The 14,760-nt window shown below is 45.0% G+C and carries 16 protein-coding genes and 1 pseudogene; 5 read left to right on the forward strand and 12 right to left on the reverse strand.

What is annotated here, in order from left to right; genetic code table 11:
- Positions 1 to 81: 81 nt before the first annotated feature.
- The 3 genes from Vsou_RS11235 to Vsou_RS11245 form a co-directional block, all read right to left on the reverse strand.
- Complete coding sequence (locus Vsou_RS11235; RefSeq protein ID WP_188603271.1) at positions 82 to 1,443, reverse strand: MFS transporter; 1,362 nt, start codon at positions 1,441 to 1,443, stop codon at positions 82 to 84.
- A 308-nt stretch (positions 1,444 to 1,751) separates the two neighbouring features.
- Positions 1,752 to 2,390, reverse strand: a complete 639-nt coding sequence (locus tag Vsou_RS11240) for a 50S ribosomal protein L18 (protein ID WP_188603272.1) — start codon at positions 2,388 to 2,390, stop codon at positions 1,752 to 1,754.
- Between the two features lie 59 nt (positions 2,391 to 2,449).
- Entirely contained in the window at positions 2,450 to 2,899 is a 450-nt protein-coding gene (locus tag Vsou_RS11245; protein WP_188603273.1) for a 50S ribosomal protein L19e, read from the reverse strand.
- Between the two features lie 108 nt (positions 2,900 to 3,007).
- Between Vsou_RS11245 and Vsou_RS11250 the strand changes: the two genes are divergently transcribed.
- Complete coding sequence (locus Vsou_RS11250; protein ID WP_188603274.1) at positions 3,008 to 3,172, forward strand: hypothetical protein; 165 nt, start codon at positions 3,008 to 3,010, stop codon at positions 3,170 to 3,172.
- 231 nt (positions 3,173 to 3,403) lie between these two features.
- Here Vsou_RS11250 and Vsou_RS11255 read toward each other — a convergent pair whose 3' ends face one another.
- From Vsou_RS11255 to Vsou_RS11270, 4 genes and pseudogenes are all read right to left on the reverse strand, one after another.
- Positions 3,404 to 4,420: an alcohol dehydrogenase catalytic domain-containing protein gene (locus Vsou_RS11255; protein ID WP_188603275.1), complete on the reverse strand. Its 1,017-nt coding sequence runs from the start codon at positions 4,418 to 4,420 to the stop codon at positions 3,404 to 3,406.
- A 48-nt stretch (positions 4,421 to 4,468) separates the two neighbouring features.
- Positions 4,469 to 5,314, reverse strand: a complete 846-nt coding sequence (locus Vsou_RS11260; protein ID WP_188603276.1) for a sulfite exporter TauE/SafE family protein — start codon at positions 5,312 to 5,314, stop codon at positions 4,469 to 4,471.
- Between the two features lie 115 nt (positions 5,315 to 5,429).
- Positions 5,430 to 6,388 (reverse strand): annotated as a pseudogene (locus tag Vsou_RS13375) (NAD(P)/FAD-dependent oxidoreductase).
- Between the two features lie 129 nt (positions 6,389 to 6,517).
- Complete coding sequence (locus Vsou_RS11270; protein ID WP_188603277.1) at positions 6,518 to 7,396, reverse strand: fumarate hydratase; 879 nt, start codon at positions 7,394 to 7,396, stop codon at positions 6,518 to 6,520.
- Between the two features lie 108 nt (positions 7,397 to 7,504).
- Between Vsou_RS11270 and Vsou_RS11275 the strand changes: the two genes are divergently transcribed.
- A complete protein-coding gene (locus Vsou_RS11275) occupies positions 7,505 to 8,128 on the forward strand; it encodes a FumA C-terminus/TtdB family hydratase beta subunit (protein WP_188603278.1) in 624 nt (207 codons plus the stop codon).
- A gap of 44 nt (positions 8,129 to 8,172) precedes the next feature.
- Here Vsou_RS11275 and Vsou_RS11280 read toward each other — a convergent pair whose 3' ends face one another.
- Positions 8,173 to 8,955 (reverse strand): CBS domain-containing protein, encoded by a 783-nt coding sequence (locus tag Vsou_RS11280; protein ID WP_229709812.1) that lies wholly within the window; start codon positions 8,953 to 8,955, stop codon positions 8,173 to 8,175.
- Between the two features lie 90 nt (positions 8,956 to 9,045).
- Here Vsou_RS11280 and Vsou_RS11285 point away from each other — a divergent pair, with 90 nt between their 5' ends.
- Together Vsou_RS11285 and Vsou_RS11290 are read left to right on the forward strand one after the other, a co-directional pair.
- Entirely contained in the window at positions 9,046 to 10,548 is a 1,503-nt protein-coding gene (locus tag Vsou_RS11285) for an aldehyde dehydrogenase family protein (protein ID WP_188603279.1), read from the forward strand.
- A gap of 108 nt (positions 10,549 to 10,656) precedes the next feature.
- Positions 10,657 to 11,349, forward strand: coding sequence for a PDDEXK family nuclease (locus Vsou_RS11290; protein ID WP_188603280.1), 693 nt, complete (start codon positions 10,657 to 10,659; stop codon positions 11,347 to 11,349).
- Between the two features lie 124 nt (positions 11,350 to 11,473).
- On the opposite strand, the gene Vsou_RS11295 is transcribed toward Vsou_RS11290, so the two are convergent.
- From Vsou_RS11295 to Vsou_RS11310, 4 genes are all read right to left on the reverse strand, one after another.
- Positions 11,474 to 11,632: a hypothetical protein gene (locus tag Vsou_RS11295; protein WP_188603281.1), complete on the reverse strand. Its 159-nt coding sequence runs from the start codon at positions 11,630 to 11,632 to the stop codon at positions 11,474 to 11,476.
- Complete coding sequence (locus Vsou_RS11300) at positions 11,616 to 12,185, reverse strand: hypothetical protein (RefSeq protein WP_229709813.1); 570 nt, start codon at positions 12,183 to 12,185, stop codon at positions 11,616 to 11,618. Before Vsou_RS11300 ends, Vsou_RS11295 begins: the two co-directional genes overlap by 17 nt.
- A gap of 72 nt (positions 12,186 to 12,257) precedes the next feature.
- Positions 12,258 to 13,154, reverse strand: a complete 897-nt coding sequence (locus Vsou_RS11305; protein ID WP_188603282.1) for a hypothetical protein — start codon at positions 13,152 to 13,154, stop codon at positions 12,258 to 12,260.
- Positions 13,147 to 13,947, reverse strand: coding sequence for a GTPase (locus Vsou_RS11310; protein WP_188603283.1), 801 nt, complete (start codon positions 13,945 to 13,947; stop codon positions 13,147 to 13,149). Before Vsou_RS11310 ends, Vsou_RS11305 begins: the two co-directional genes overlap by 8 nt.
- A gap of 57 nt (positions 13,948 to 14,004) precedes the next feature.
- On the opposite strand from Vsou_RS11310, the gene Vsou_RS11315 reads away from it, so the two are divergent.
- Complete coding sequence (locus Vsou_RS11315; RefSeq protein ID WP_188603284.1) at positions 14,005 to 14,631, forward strand: V-type ATP synthase subunit D; 627 nt, start codon at positions 14,005 to 14,007, stop codon at positions 14,629 to 14,631.
- Positions 14,632 to 14,760: the final 129 nt, after the last annotated feature.

A 14,760-nucleotide genomic window follows, 5' to 3' on the forward strand; every position in this document is an offset into this window, starting at 1 on the left:
CTGTGAGTATGATGGCATGCCATTCATGGTCATTCATTAATAACTTTTAACGAAGATTCATCATTTTAAATTATCAATGCATTATGAGTGTTGCCGACCTTTATCTGCAGCTTTGTCGAGGGCATGTATTGGTAATCCTCTGGTCTCAACACCGTATATGTACCATGCCAGCGCCGCTGCAAAACCCACGGCGTAAAGCACTAAGTTAGATAATAGATATGTATATACATTGGATGAGGCGAGTAGGTAGTAAATGAGGGAGATGTACATTATCCATGCAATGAACCTGACAATGCCAATCCAAGTCGCCCTGGTCCTAGTTGGGTATAGTTCTGGTTCGAGGAGCACCCTAACGGCCCAACCAAACTCACTAAATACCATGTTTAGAAATAGTAGTGCATAGAATATGGTAAGCGATGAGCTCATTTGATTACTGACTATTTTTCCATAGATCAGGAATATTGGGATCATGGTCAATAGGCCACCTAGGTATGAGAGCAGTGTGAATGTTTTTCTACTCAGTCTATCAACAATAAAACCAATGAGACCAGCTATGGAGGCACCCACGTTAGCCCACAGCAACACCTGCGTTGCTAAGACCTCATTGCTAGAGGTGGGTAATGATGGGAGGTACACTATGTAGTAAGCCATCAAACCATACGTGGTCAATTGAGACACTCCAAGGAGTGATAATATGAGTGTTCTAAACCATAATGGCGGGAACTTAATACCCTGAGTCGGAGTTTCCGTTAAAGTGTATGTCAATCCGTACTCGCTGGCCACTCGTTCAGCTTCACTGACCCTACCCTTGGCAAGTAACCACCTGACTGATTCAGGGGTTATTAACCTGATTATCACCGTTGCAATTAGGGTAATAACTGCAGCACTGATCATAGTGCCTGTGGCGGATAACTGTGAACTGCGCAATAGGGCAATTAGGAGGATTGCGGATGCTATTGCAGCTCCAACATTGTCAAAGTTAGTTATTAAAACAATTGCGGCACCCCTTTTATTATGAGGCATTAATTCCGTGGCGGCGGCTAACGCTGGTGGTTCCTCACCACCGACACCGATTTCTGCCAAGGCATACGACACTATGAATAATAAAAAAGCACTCGACCCGGGCACAACCCTTGATAAGTATATGGACAAGCCCATGCCCAGTAATCCCGCGGTGTATAACGACATCGTGTATACATATATGCCCCTCCTACCAACGACATCTGCTAGCCTACCCATGAAAACATTACCTACCATTAGGAATACAGGGCCCATGGCCGCGGAAACAGGAATGAGGAACCTAGGTATATAACTAGAGAAGTAGTAAAGGGTCATTACGCCACTGGTGGTTACGAAACCCCATATTAAGAACGTTAATGAATAACTCATAAACATCGCATAGTGAATCCCCGAAAATCTCACAGCCTCCTGTGAGCTGTCCATATCAATCAACCTGTTATTGTTAATTAATAACTAAGTTATTTTTAAGGATTACTCAAAACCTAAAATTAAATTAATAGTTCCTGGTCTCATTGATGCACCTGGTACTTTGTATTAAATACCATGAGTAAAGCCACTGGAAAGATCATTTAATTACCAAGAGGCTCCTTATTCGTGATTAACTAAATAAGCCCCCTAAATAATAAAACCATGAACGCGAAAACCAACATCCTAAGGTAAGTGGAGGGTCAGGTAATTTACAGGTATCCTTGTTCGGAATATAATTTATCTCCTAAGGATGCTTGGTATCGTCATTCCTCCGTTTCCTGTGGTATTTCTATGTTTAATCTCTTAAACCAACCCATGTAATAATTCTTTATCTTATTCCTAACCTCATCAACATGCTTTGGTAAGTCCATAGGTTCAAGCCCCTTAGCAAGATACTGAGAAAAGCGTGCTTTATATAGGTCTTCGTTCTCGCCCTTAAGCTTCTCGGCATACTCAGCAATGTGTTTACCCTCTGCCCTATCATCTTCAGGAAGTATATCCTCACTATGCGGTACTTCAAGCCCAGCATCAATTGCGCCCTTCAGTACAGTAAAAATGCGGGTGCCCTTGATGGGCCTGTGAAGCCCAATATCGAGTATGACCTTCTTAATGCCCTTTAATAATGCCTTATAACCAATTATTAAACCCACTAGGTATGCACTCGGTGTGTCCTTCAAGCCTCCCTTCCAACCGAAGCCCGGTAACTCCTTGGATGTGGCGCTCACGATAACCTCATCACCCATTACCCTGGGCACAACGACCTGGGCAATTATGTACCTATTCGTCCTCCTAACAACAAGCCTAGGCAAACCACTCTTAATCATCTCCCTACGCCTGTAGTAATTAGTCTTGCCCTCCCTTCTACGCCTAAACTTAACCTTGTAATGACCAGTCCTTGCCATGTTCGTAAAGCCAAGAATATAATTACTTAATAAGCATTTCTAGGATAGGGGTATATGTTTTACCGTTGTTGCTTAATAATGTTATTACTTACTAAATACGCCTTGAGTGAGGCTACGCTGTCAAACCTGCCGCCCTTAACCTGCAGGTAGAGCTCCCTCCAGGTCCTCGCATCAATCAATCCCATTCTCTTCAACGAACTCAAGTACCTCCTCATAGCCCTAATTTTTCCCTTCCAAACCTCCTTAGGATCAAGCCTTGCATACTTACTACCCCTCCTACTACCAACACCCCTTCTCCTACCTTTTCTTCTCTTCTCATGCAGCTCACGCCACCTACCCCTACTAACACCCCTGGCATACTCAGCGTATATCAAACCCTCCTTAATCAAAGCCCTAACATCAGCCTTTGTGGTAACCTCCTCAAGCCTATCAAGAGCCTCAGGGCTAATCCTAACCCGTGATTCGCCAACGCCAAGTACCTCAGCGGCCAATTTCTTAACGTCAACCATCAGTGGCTTGTTGCAAACGCGGTTTTTAAGTGTTTACTTAACGCATTTGCTCCCATGCCTAATATGCTATGTATGTGTATTATGCTATTAGTATTTGGGTAGGCATTAATGTGTTCAATCGACGAGCTTATTGCCTTGGCTGGTGATAGGTTGAGTGTTGGTTATATTGGGTCTATGAGGTTTATGGATGTTAAGGCTGTTAGGGGTAACTTGAGGCTTGGTGGCTATATGCTGCTTAAGGTTCACGGTAATTTAGATGTGGCGCCTAAGTGACGGCATTAACACCGTCACCAACAATTGCCGAATTAACGAGTGAGTTAGCCCTTGGGTTAATTGAAGGATTAAAAACCATAATCAAAGGCCACAGCACGGCGATTGAAGGACATAGTAAGTCTGTTCTGTATAGCACTTATAATTTAATATAATCTAACATTAACAAAGAAGGATCGCCATAATTCTCGTTAATAGTTTTACCTTACTTAAAATAACATTACCTGAAGCTTACTATGGCGCGAGCAGTACTTTGCCCGCTCTATCCTCAGCCTTAAACATGGTATCGAATGCCTCCCTAACCCTGTCAAGGCTCATTTTTGAGTAGATTGGTGCCTTGATCCTGCGTTTACTTAGCAGGTCAAGTAGCTTAATGAGCTCGGCCCTGGTACCACCCGTTGAGCCTATTACGGCGACTTCCCTTGAATAGAGTGACGGTAGGCTAAGTGTAACATCACCACCAGTTAGTGCGCCCGCCGTTACCCACCTACCGTAACGGGCAACCAATTGGAAGCTTAGGTTCCAGGTTGCTTGACCAACGGCATCGACCACTAAGTCGGCGCCAAGCCCATTACTTAACTCGTTCACTAAGGTTTGGACCTCCTCCGGCGTCACTACGTAATCAGCGCCTAGCTCCATCAATGCGCCCTTGACCTTGCTTGCCTTACGGCTTACCGCGATTACGACAGCACTGGCCAGTTTTGTGAATTGAACGGCATAGCTACCCACGTTACCCGTGGCCCCGAACACAACGACCAACTCACCAGGCTTTACACCAGCCCTATCAAAGACCATATGCCAGGCGGTTAATGCACCGACGGGTAGTGTCGCCGCCTCATCGAGACCGACACCCCTTGGTATTTTTAATACATTGGTGGTAGGTACCACGGCATATTCCGCGAATCCGCCATTAGTGACAACGCCTATTAACCCGCTATTCACGCACAATTCCTCATGGCCAACCAGGCAATACCTGCAGGTGCCATCGAATAACCTGTTATAGATCACAACTTCATCACCAACACCGACACCTCTAACATTGGAGCCGACCTCCTCAATCACACCAACAAACTCCGCACCCGGTATATGCGGCATTGGCTTACCACCCCTATTAATTGTGAAGTAGTCCACTGGGTTAACACCCGCATACTTAACACGCACCAACACCTCATTCGGACTAGGCCTTGGCACCTCAACATCCATCACACGCACATTCTCCATGCCAGGCCTATCGAAGACAACAGCACGCATCGTATTATTTCGTAACCAACCATAATTTAAAGTAGTATGCGGCAGTTTTCAAATCCTCGACACACGCAGTATGGTGTAAATGCCCATCGCTGCCGTGGCCGCGGCAACCGTGAGCTTAATATGGCGTTCTGGGAGCCTTCTTTGGGTAATTGTACCTAAGTAAATGCCAATCATTCCCCCAAGGCCCATGGATAATCCATTAATTACGTCAGGTGGATAACCAAGGTACGCGTATGATAGCACCCCAATGAGGGATACTACCAAGGTTACCATTAGCGTTGGTCCCGAGACTATATAGGCTGGTAACCCCATGGGGCCTATCAATATTGGTGACAGTATTGATGCACCGCCTATGCCATAGGCACCGCTTGCCATGCCTACCAATACTGTAATAATCACCAATAATATGGTGTTGACCCTGTAGGTGTTGCTTTTGTTCGTTGTTATGACCAGCGATGTCTTGTCACGGCTGCACCGCACTACAGTCTCATATGTGCGGACCCGCCTTATAAGTAAAGTGCTACTTAAGATAAGTTCCGCGGCTAATGCCAGTAGTACGGCGCCCATGAAGTAGGAGAATGTATAACCGCCGGTTAGGTAGTGTCCTCTTAACCACGTCCCCACCACAGCCCCCGCTGATGCCCCTATGACTAGGATTGACGTGAACGATGCGGCGATCCTCCTTTCACGAAAGTACTCGTGGATGCTCAATGGTATTGAGATTAGGTTGTACAATAGATTTGTGCCGCTTATCACTGGGTTCACGGTATTAAGGATGCATGATTGTATCGGTAGCAATAAGTAAGCTCCGGATATTCCTCCCTGAGACGTTATGAAGGATATCGCCAATGCCGCCATGAACAATTCAATTAATTGGGGCAGGTTAATACTCATGCAGCCTCAATTATCCTTTTATCAATAAATCGTATTAAGCTTTATTCCATGTACCTCAGAAACTTATTTTCAGGGAGGTACGGCTCTCCCTCTTTTCACCAGGTATGTTGAGCTTTCACCAATCCGATGCCAACTTAACCTCCTTACCTTTCCTAGCCATTACATACGAATACGCGGACAATGCCGCGATAACCCCCGCGCCGCGGCAATGACTGCCTGCTTATACGGAGATACGCATACATCCCCACCCGCAAATAAGCCCTCAGTACCTGTCCTACCATACTCATCAATCACTATCTCACCTTTCTCATTCAACTTAACTAGATTACGCACGAAGTCCGTCTTAGCCGCATAACCGATCTCAATGAATATAGCCTTAACGGGTATCTCAAGGACCCTCCCCGTAACCCTATCCCTCACAACCACAGACTCAACCCTACCCTTACCCTTTATTTCCACGACGTCATGCCTAGGCATTAACACTACCTTACCGCTATTAAGCACTAGGTTCATGAATCCATCATCATTCACAGGCCCATCACCGGGGAATACCCAGTAAAACCTATTACAACGTTCATCGGTATTTCGGCAACCTCATAAGCCGGTTCTCCCCAGGATATAAGCGCCACGTCCTGCCCACGGTATAATGCGGCGTCACATATCGTGCAGTAACTCACGCCCTTACCCTTAAGCTCCTGCTCACCAGGTACGCCCAAGTCCCTTGGCGTCTTGCCGAATGCTAACATCACGGCTATGCTCCTACTCATCACCACTGGCGGTTTTTACAATGAAGTCACCCTCATCAACCTTATCAAGCTTAATAACCTCATTAAACACGACCTCAGCACCGAAAACCCTAGCCTGATTCTCAACCCTCCTAACCAAGTCCAACCCTTTAATACTGATGAAGCCGGGGTAGTTCTGGACCTCATCAGTTAATGACAACTGACCTCCAATGTCCTTATTAATGACCAGGGTCTTCAACCCCTGCCTAGCGGTGTATAGCGCCGCGCTAAGCCCTACTATGCCCGCGCCTATGATTATAACGTCATAGATATCAACATCTCCATCCATCGGTATTGCGGCTTAATCCTGTTTATAAATCCTCTTTACATGTTCAATGAAAATATTGATTTTTTATACATATAATCAGTAATTATTTATAAGTATTTTTAATTAGAAATATAACGAGATAACGCAGAATCACAGTGGCTTAACCTCGTACTTACCATCGGGGTAGACAATCGCCCTGGCCCTCCTTGTCGCCCAGCAGGAGAAGACTATACCTATTGCGAAGGTTGCCGGGTGCCTATATGTATACTCAATGTGGACGTCTAATGCCGTTACCTTACCCCCGGTTCCATGAGCACCAATGCCCAGTTTGTTAATGGCATCAAGTAGTGCATCTTCGATCTTCGCAATATCAGGATTACTATTCCTAGAACCAACAGGTCTCAGTACTGCCGCCTTCTTACCAAGCTTTGCCGCAACGTCTAGGTTGGAACCAATACCAATACCGACAATGACCGGTGGGCATGGCATTGGCCCTGCATCTATCACTGCATTGAGTACGAGCTCGGGTAGTCTTTCCCAAGCATTACCTGGTGGCACCACGAAGGCTTTACTGGGCAGTTCAGTGCCACCACCCTTTGGTGTATAGATAAGCTCTAGGTGATCCCCATCAACTAACTCAACGTCAAAAACCGGTATTCCGATCCCGGTATTATCCCCTGGGTTTTTCTCCGTCAGCGGATCCACGGAGTTAGACCTTAATGGTAATTCCTTAGTAACTTCCCTAACGGCCTCCGTAAGAATTGGGAATAATTTACTCCTGATTGGGAATCCATCGCCTAACTTTATGAAGAATGTTGGGACTCCAGTATCCTGGCAAACGGCAGCCGTGTACTTCTGTGCTAGCTCAATATTGGTTAATATTGCGTTCAGCTGAACCTTGCTTGGTTCATGTACCTCAATCCTAACGGCATTCCTTAATGCATTAACTACGTCCTCTGCTGGCGACACACTTGCCATCCTCACTATTTTCTTCGCTGCATCCTTTATTGCATCCTCAAGGCTTGGCATGGGTGCAGTACCGATTTACTTGTATTAAAGCTTTAATCCTATGTTTGCTTATAGAAAATACTTAGGAGAATACTTAATTACACCCAGCCTGGGACTTAATTGGGGCATATGGGTACGTATCACCTTAAAACACCGATATCGGATGATGATATCATTAAATTAAGGGTTGGCGACACAATATACGTAAGTGGGGTCCTGGTCAGCGCCAGGGATGCTGCACACGTAAGGATGATCGAATTACTGCACAAAGGCGAGAAGTTACCCGTGGACCTTAGTGGTGGCGTTATTTACCATGCAGGACCCGTGGCACTTAAGCAAGGTGATACTTGGAGGATCGTTAGTATGGGCCCAACAACGAGTGCCAGGATGGATGATTTTGAGCCGGAGGTCATTGAGAAAGCGGGTGTTAAGTTGGTCATTGGTAAGGGTGGCATGGGCTCAAAGACGACAGAGGCTATGAAGAAATATAAGGCGGCTTATGCAATATTCACAGGCGGAGCAGGCGTCCTAGCAGCCCAAGCAATAAAGAGGGTTATTGGTGTCAACTGGCTTGATCTAGGTATAGCGGAGGCAATGTGGGTTCTTGAGGTTGAGAATTTTGGGCCTTTAACGGTAATAATTGATTCATATGGTAATAATTACTATGAGGGATTAAGAAAAAGTGTTAGGGAGAAGGTTCCTGACCTAAGTAAGGAAGTCACGAATGTAATAAAGAGCGTAATTAAGATATGAATTAAGCACTGCGACGTAAAATCCTATTATTTTTCCTTACTCCCCTACCTTACTAGGTTTTTTACCATATCATGTTCGGTAACAATACCCATTAACCTACCGGCCTCAACGATTGGTAGGGAACTAATGTTATTCCTTCTCATGAGCTTAACGGCATCTAATACCGACGCACCGCTGTCGATGGTTATTGGGTTATGGCTCATTAGCCTAGAGATGGGTATATCGAAGTCCACCCGTCCCCTAAGCCTATAGTACTTAATCACATGCCTCAGTATATCCTTTACTGAAACCACTCCAAGAAGCCTGTCTCCATCTGTTACTAGTAGGTGTCTAATATTATGCTTTGCCATAATGCCCATGGCGTCCTTCAATGTAGTGTCCTCACCCGCAGTAACTGGCTCCTTATTGGCTATCTCATGGATTTTATATCTGGCGAACAAGTGATCAGGCGATTTGGCAACGACATCCCTCTCAGTGATAATACCCACTAATTCCTTCCCACTGAGTATCAGTGCAGCGTCAACATTGCTATTAGTCATTTTCTTGATCACTTCCATTGCATCATCATTTTGCGAGGCAATAATGAACCTGTCATTACCGTACTTGTTCACGGGTTCCCTCATGGCATCATCGCCATTATTAACTAAACCGTTTATTATCCCAAGCGCAGTTAGTATAAGTCTCAATGAACCGCCCTCGAGGATAGGTATATGCCTGAACCCGTGATCAACCATGAGCTGCACCGCGGTTGTTAATTCCTCATTATGATTCATAGTCACCACACCGCCTGTCATTAACTCATGCGCAATCATTAATAGAAATCTCACATTTCCCCAGTATAAGCATTTCTAATCATTAAACCTATATAATACAATTAGACCCATAAGATTTATTTGAAGTTATATCAAACAATGCTAATGCAGGTAGTTAACGTAAGTGTTCTCGGCCCAGTGACGCTGCCAGAATTCTCGAGGGAATTCCAAAACACCATGACAAAGTTTGGGGTTTTCCGTGCATTCATTGCTGGTTCATGGATTGACTTCGGTAGTTACATGCCAGTCAAATCACCAATAAACGGAGAGGCAATAGCGCAGGTCAGTAAGTTGGGTGCGGAACACGTTGACTCTGCCATAGAGAGGCTTCACTACTCATGGCCATTGCTCAAGGCAATACCTGCCCATAAACGCGCCGACATGCTGATAAAGGTTGCGGACTTCATTGAGGAGTATAAGCAGTTGTTTAGGGATGTCTTAATCATTGAGGGTGGAAAGCCCATTAATGAGGCTGAGGGTGAGGTTGAATCAACAATAACCAGGCTCAGGATGATTCACCAGGACCTGGGTAGATTATTGAACGTAGGTATTCCAGGAGAGTATGGGGTGGGCACGGAGAATAAGTACGCAATTGTGGTTAGGGAACCTATAGGCGTGGTTGCGGCGATAGCTCCATTCAATTACCCATTATTCACATCAATGGTTAAGGTGGCCACAGCCCTCCTGGCCGGCAACCCCGTAATATTCAAGCCATCGAGTTACACACCAATAACCGGCGTGTTAATAGCCAAGGCAATTGAGTACGCCGGACTCGGTAATTACTTCGCCATGGTCACAGGACCTGGCGCAGCTGTGGGTGATGCCATGGTTACTCACCCACTGGTTAGGGCAATCACGTTGACAGGTAGTACGGAGACCGGACTTAGAGTCATGAGAATGGCCGGATTAAAGAGATTACAGCTTGAACTTGGCGGTAAGGCGCCAGCCATAGTCCTTGAGGATGCTGATCTAAGGGACGCCGCCAGGAAAATAGTCACGGGCTCACTGAGGCTCTCCGGCCAGCGTTGTGATGCAATTAGTAGGGTTATTGCCATGGATAGTGTAGCTGATGAATTGATTAATTACATAGTTAAGGAGGTTAACGGTTGGGTTGTTGGTGATCCACGTGATCCTAAGGTTAGGGTTGGCCCGCTCATTGATGCCAATGCTGTTGAGAGAGTTCACTCAATGGTTGATGACGCACTGATGAAGGACGGCAAATTAATTTATGGCGGTAAGTACTGGCTTACATACCATGAGCCAACCGTGGTTGATAACGTTAGTAGGAAGTCAAGGCTTGCGATTGAGGAGACCTTTGGACCAGTAATACCTGTCATAAGGGTTAAGTCCGTTGATGAGGCTATTGAGGTGGCCAATGAGGTTATGTACGGGCTTGACGCCGCGGTCTTTGGGCGTGACGTAGGCATGCTGTGGAGAGTGGCTAGGTCATTAGAGGTTGGTGAGGTTACAATAAACGACTTTCCAAGACATGGTCTTGGTCTATTCCCATTCGGTGGCGTAAAGGAATCAGGATTCGGCAGAGAAGGTGTGGGCTTCAGTGTTGAGGATGTAACGGAGTTAAAAACCATAGTAATAACGCATGGTTGAGTATTGAGTGAATCAGCCCCTGACCCATTAATCATTCTTGTTCATTCACAGCTTTGCCTTCATCATGGCGTAAACACTATAAATTTGGAATTAAAATCATTTACTTTAATGAGTACAGGGAGGGAGAGGCTTGTTAGGGCATTGATAGCGTTATCTGGGGCTGGTGTGTTTACGCTGGACGCGCTTAGGGGCTTGTCTGGTGTTGGTGATTCCATGATTAGTGAGTTCGTGGATTCCTTGATCAATGATGGCGTGCTATCAAGGGTTGGGGAGAGCTATAGGTCTAATATGCCGCCGCATAGATTGATTAGGTATTTCGTGGGTAGGGGCATATATGTGGATCTTGAGTCGATCTCTGGGTACTTGCCTTGGGATGAGTTTGAGGCTTTGATTAGGCTTGTGTTTGAGGAGTGGGGATTCAATGTTGTTAGTAGGCTTAGGGTTCCGGTGGTTGGGACTAGGGTTGAGTTCGATGTTATAGCCTACAGGAGACCCAGGGTTTTTCTTATCGAGGCTAAGCGTTGGAAGAGGGCCTCGTCGTCGATACGGCGGATCGTAGGTAGGCACCTAGAGAAGGTGGGGTTTGTTGCGAGGGAACCTGAGGTTTTGATGAGTAGGGTCGGGATTGGCTGGGGTGAGGCTCTGTTAATACCCGTGGTTATTACGTGGCATAGGGCATTAATGGAGTTAATAGATGGGGTTCCAGTAGTCAGTATTTATCAGGTTAATTCCTTCATTAATGAGCTTGATGGGATAATTGACAGTATAAGGTTATTTAGAGTGTCCTGGAGGCACGTATAGGTTCGTAATAGCTGTGATGATATTGATTTTTCCTGCCTGTTGTATGGCCGCATGGTGATTGTGAATTAGCCGTTGAAAATCACTTAGATGTATATGGGTTCATTATTATGTGTTGACATGCTTGTTATTTCTTTTGCGTCGTGATTTTGGCATAGCATTCTGGGCATGCGTAGACCTTGAAGGTCATGCCTAGTTCCTTAACTTCGTAATCAACTATGTAGTACGTCCTGGTCCTTCTTAGGCAGAAGAAGCAAATTACGCCCTTACTACTCGTTTTCTTCATTATTCTCTGGTTGTTCCGTTTCTTCTTCGCTCTTAAGCATAACTGTCATGCTCATTAACTGATCAATGTCTGGGTATAGATTCTCTATGGCTTCTGGCTCTTTGTATAGCCATGTGCTCATTACCAGTAGTATTGCACTGACTAGGTACATTACTGAGGAGAAGCCTGAATATGCATTAATACCCACAAGTAGCGATTGCGTTGTTGAGCCATCACTTAGGTATACCTGGGTCGGTATGGGTAGTGCGAATATGAATGCTATTATGAGCATTAGTATTATGCCGAAGAACAGTGGGTCGGATATGTCGATCCTGCGGTTCTTCATGGTGACCAGGAGTGTCATTGATATTATGATTCCTATGAAGATGAGTATTGGCGATAGGCGATCGATCATGTCCACGAGTGATGAATAACCCTTAACTGGTGTCAGTAATAGTAGACCGTTAGTGTCATTAATTACTAGCCTCACACCTGGTGTTACATTGATTGCCTCGTTTACCTTAGGTATTACTGCACTGGGTATTATTGGCAATGCAACCCTTATATTAGACATTATGAGTATTATTATACCAATTACAATAAAAGCAATCGTAACTTTCCTCATTGTCTATCGCCTAAAGAAGCATCACCTTGTTTTAAGGTTTTCTCTATCAATTTCTAAATCACCACCCCTAATCAAGCCCCTAATGATGCCTTTCATGTAGTATATTAATGAGTAATCATTATTGAGCCACCTACCCACGCTATCAAGCAACTGATCAACGGGATTCTTTACGAATAAGGGCTCAAGTAATTTCCTATTAATGTCGAGCCGCCTTATTACGTTGGATGGATCTGCCGAGAACGTTATGAAGTCATAAACCCTAGCCACAGGTATTGCGGAGAGCTTCGTTGACCAATGCAGTGACAGAGGCACCCTATACATCTTAACCTTAAGCATTGTATTACCGCCTATTATCACGTCATTACCAAACGTCTGAAACAAATCAATGGACTTCATGCTCCTGCTCACAACCTCATTAATCATGCCCACAAGGGCCCTCATCTCCTCATCCCCAATGGCCTTAGTTAATAAAGCCATAACCTTAAACCCATTCATACCATCAAATACCACTGCATTATTGGCCAAACCAACATACTCCAGTACCGCACGCACGGCAGCAACCATTAAGTCCATTAATTCAAGGCCCCTGTCATGCATCCAAACCTTCCTTCCACCCTTCACATCTATTATTACGGTATCAATACCCTTGGTTAAAACCGTGTTTACCGAAGCCATGAAGTCAATACCGCCTATCTTAACGAACCTTATTAATTCATCCTTGTCATTAATTATTATTGGTAATCTACTTCCATCTTCGTGGCTTACCTTAGTCATTAAAACCGCAGAATCACCAACCTGCTTAATAATGGTAATCCTCCTATTCGCTAGAAAACTGAGCATTAGATCGCCGACTATGTCATAGTACTTAAGCGGCCTAACCGATGGCTTAAGCACCATGGGTATCAACATCTTAGGCATTACCAATCACCCCCGGCCTATAGTAATAAACTAACTTGCCAATTACCCAGTCCCTAATCACGGCAACTGCAGCGTTCCTAGTATTTACCTTACCACCCTTCACTAATAACCCCCTCCTCCTTCCAATTAATTCCAGGAGTTCCATTGGATCTTCCGCATCAACACCATACCTATCCATAAACGCCTTGGGGTTGAATGTCTTAATTCTCATTATTAACTTTATCGCCGGTGGTACAGGGTCATCGATCTTTGAGGGATCTATGGCACCCTTAATAATCAGCAATGCCTCATCCTTAATTTCCTCTGGTGGTATGACACCGGGCGTGTCTATGACTACTAGCCACTGCTTGGCCTTAACGACTTGCTCGCCAATTGTCCAGCCAGGTATTGGGCTTGTCTCTGCAACGTGCCTGCCCCTGAGGTAGTTAATAATTGTTGATTTGCCTACATTTGGGTAACCAACCACTGAAATCCTGACCGGCAACTTGGGCGCATGTTGTTTAATACTGGTAATGAGTTTCCTGGTGCCCAGCCTATTCTTTGCACTTATGAATACCGTGGGGTGTTCCCTCTCTAGGTATTCCTTCCATTCCTTAAGTATGTTCATTGGAACGAGGTCAGCCTTATTAATGACTATTATTAATGGCTTACCCAACCTGTTGAGTAGTTCCTCTAACTTTCTATTCCTAGTCTCCATCGGGTCCCTCGCATCGACAACCTCAAGTACTAGGTCACTTAACTCCAGGACACCCCTAACCCTCCTCCAAGCCTCGCTCTGACTTACCCTGCTCATTTCTCGACACTGTGACTATGTAATAATGTTTAAAAATATAAAACGTTCCTTAACTACGTGGCCCTTGAGAGACCAATACCATCAAGGCTAACCCTATTGAGACTTAGGAACCAGGAGAGGCTGTATAGGAGTATCAAGAAGACCGTGGAGGATGCCAGGAACGCCACCATACAGAGGATAAGGGCAATAATACCTAAACTAGAGATAGCGAGAAAAAGCGTCTATGATGAGTTGGGAAGAGTGTCATTAATACTCAAGGCAGCAGTATCAAGAATGGGCATAGAGGAATACGGTAAACTCAGCGAGGTCATAAAACCATCTGTGGACGTTGAATTCATAGACATAACAATGGAAGGACTTAAGTTCAGGGGATTGGAATTCAGGGGTGTTTTAAGCCCTAATTACGGTATTTATGCAATACCGCCAGAACTCGACAGCGCCCTATACGGAATATACAGTAACTTTAAGGTTATTTCGGAAATGATGAACTTAGAGAACCTATTCTACACATTACTTGCCAGGATCAGGGAGTACCAAAGAATGGTCAACGCCATAGACAACGTACTACTACCCAGGATAATGGATAACTCAAGATTCGTCAGGCTTAAGCTCGACGAAGATGAACGTGAGGAATTCGTTAGAAGAATAGTAATTAGCAAGCTCCTCGAGGCAATGGGCAGATAAACACAAACAAGTAAGACTTAAGTACCTCCTTAACGGTCCCATACTACAATGAAGAAAGGAGGGATGTACGGATTGATGACGAGGGATTTGAACGCTGAGATAGCCTTAAGGCCCCCTCCTCAGGTAATA

Origin of the sequence: Vulcanisaeta souniana JCM 11219 (assembly GCF_026000775.1) — an archaeon.
In the GTDB taxonomy this organism is placed as follows: Archaea; Thermoproteota; Thermoprotei; order Thermoproteales; family Thermocladiaceae; genus Vulcanisaeta; species Vulcanisaeta souniana.

Excerpts from the sequence above, each read along its gene's own strand:
- Vsou_RS11295 (WP_188603281.1), bottom strand. The coding sequence starts at position 11,632 with ATGAAGAAAACGAGTAGTAAGGGCGTAATTTGCTTCTTCTGCCTAAGA.
- Vsou_RS11250 (WP_188603274.1), top strand. The coding sequence starts at position 3,008 with ATGTGTTCAATCGACGAGCTTATTGCCTTGGCTGGTGATAGGTTGAGT.
- Vsou_RS11300 (WP_229709813.1), bottom strand. The coding sequence starts at position 12,185 with ATGTCTAATATAAGGGTTGCATTGCCAATAATACCCAGTGCAGTAATA.
- Vsou_RS11285 (WP_188603279.1), top strand. The coding sequence starts at position 9,046 with ATGCAGGTAGTTAACGTAAGTGTTCTCGGCCCAGTGACGCTGCCAGAA.
- Vsou_RS11290 (WP_188603280.1), top strand. The coding sequence starts at position 10,657 with ATGAGTACAGGGAGGGAGAGGCTTGTTAGGGCATTGATAGCGTTATCT.
- Vsou_RS11240 (WP_188603272.1), bottom strand. The coding sequence starts at position 2,390 with ATGGCAAGGACTGGTCATTACAAGGTTAAGTTTAGGCGTAGAAGGGAG.
- Vsou_RS11305 (WP_188603282.1), bottom strand. The coding sequence starts at position 13,154 with ATGCCTAAGATGTTGATACCCATGGTGCTTAAGCCATCGGTTAGGCCG.
- Vsou_RS11275 (WP_188603278.1), top strand. The coding sequence starts at position 7,505 with ATGGGTACGTATCACCTTAAAACACCGATATCGGATGATGATATCATT.
- Vsou_RS11255 (WP_188603275.1), bottom strand. The coding sequence starts at position 4,420 with ATGCGTGCTGTTGTCTTCGATAGGCCTGGCATGGAGAATGTGCGTGTG.
- Vsou_RS11245 (WP_188603273.1), bottom strand. The coding sequence starts at position 2,899 with ATGGTTGACGTTAAGAAATTGGCCGCTGAGGTACTTGGCGTTGGCGAA.
- Vsou_RS11235 (WP_188603271.1), bottom strand. The coding sequence starts at position 1,443 with ATGGACAGCTCACAGGAGGCTGTGAGATTTTCGGGGATTCACTATGCG.
- Vsou_RS11260 (WP_188603276.1), bottom strand. The coding sequence starts at position 5,314 with ATGAGTATTAACCTGCCCCAATTAATTGAATTGTTCATGGCGGCATTG.
- Vsou_RS11270 (WP_188603277.1), bottom strand. The coding sequence starts at position 7,396 with ATGCCAAGCCTTGAGGATGCAATAAAGGATGCAGCGAAGAAAATAGTG.
- Vsou_RS11310 (WP_188603283.1), bottom strand. The coding sequence starts at position 13,947 with ATGAGCAGGGTAAGTCAGAGCGAGGCTTGGAGGAGGGTTAGGGGTGTC.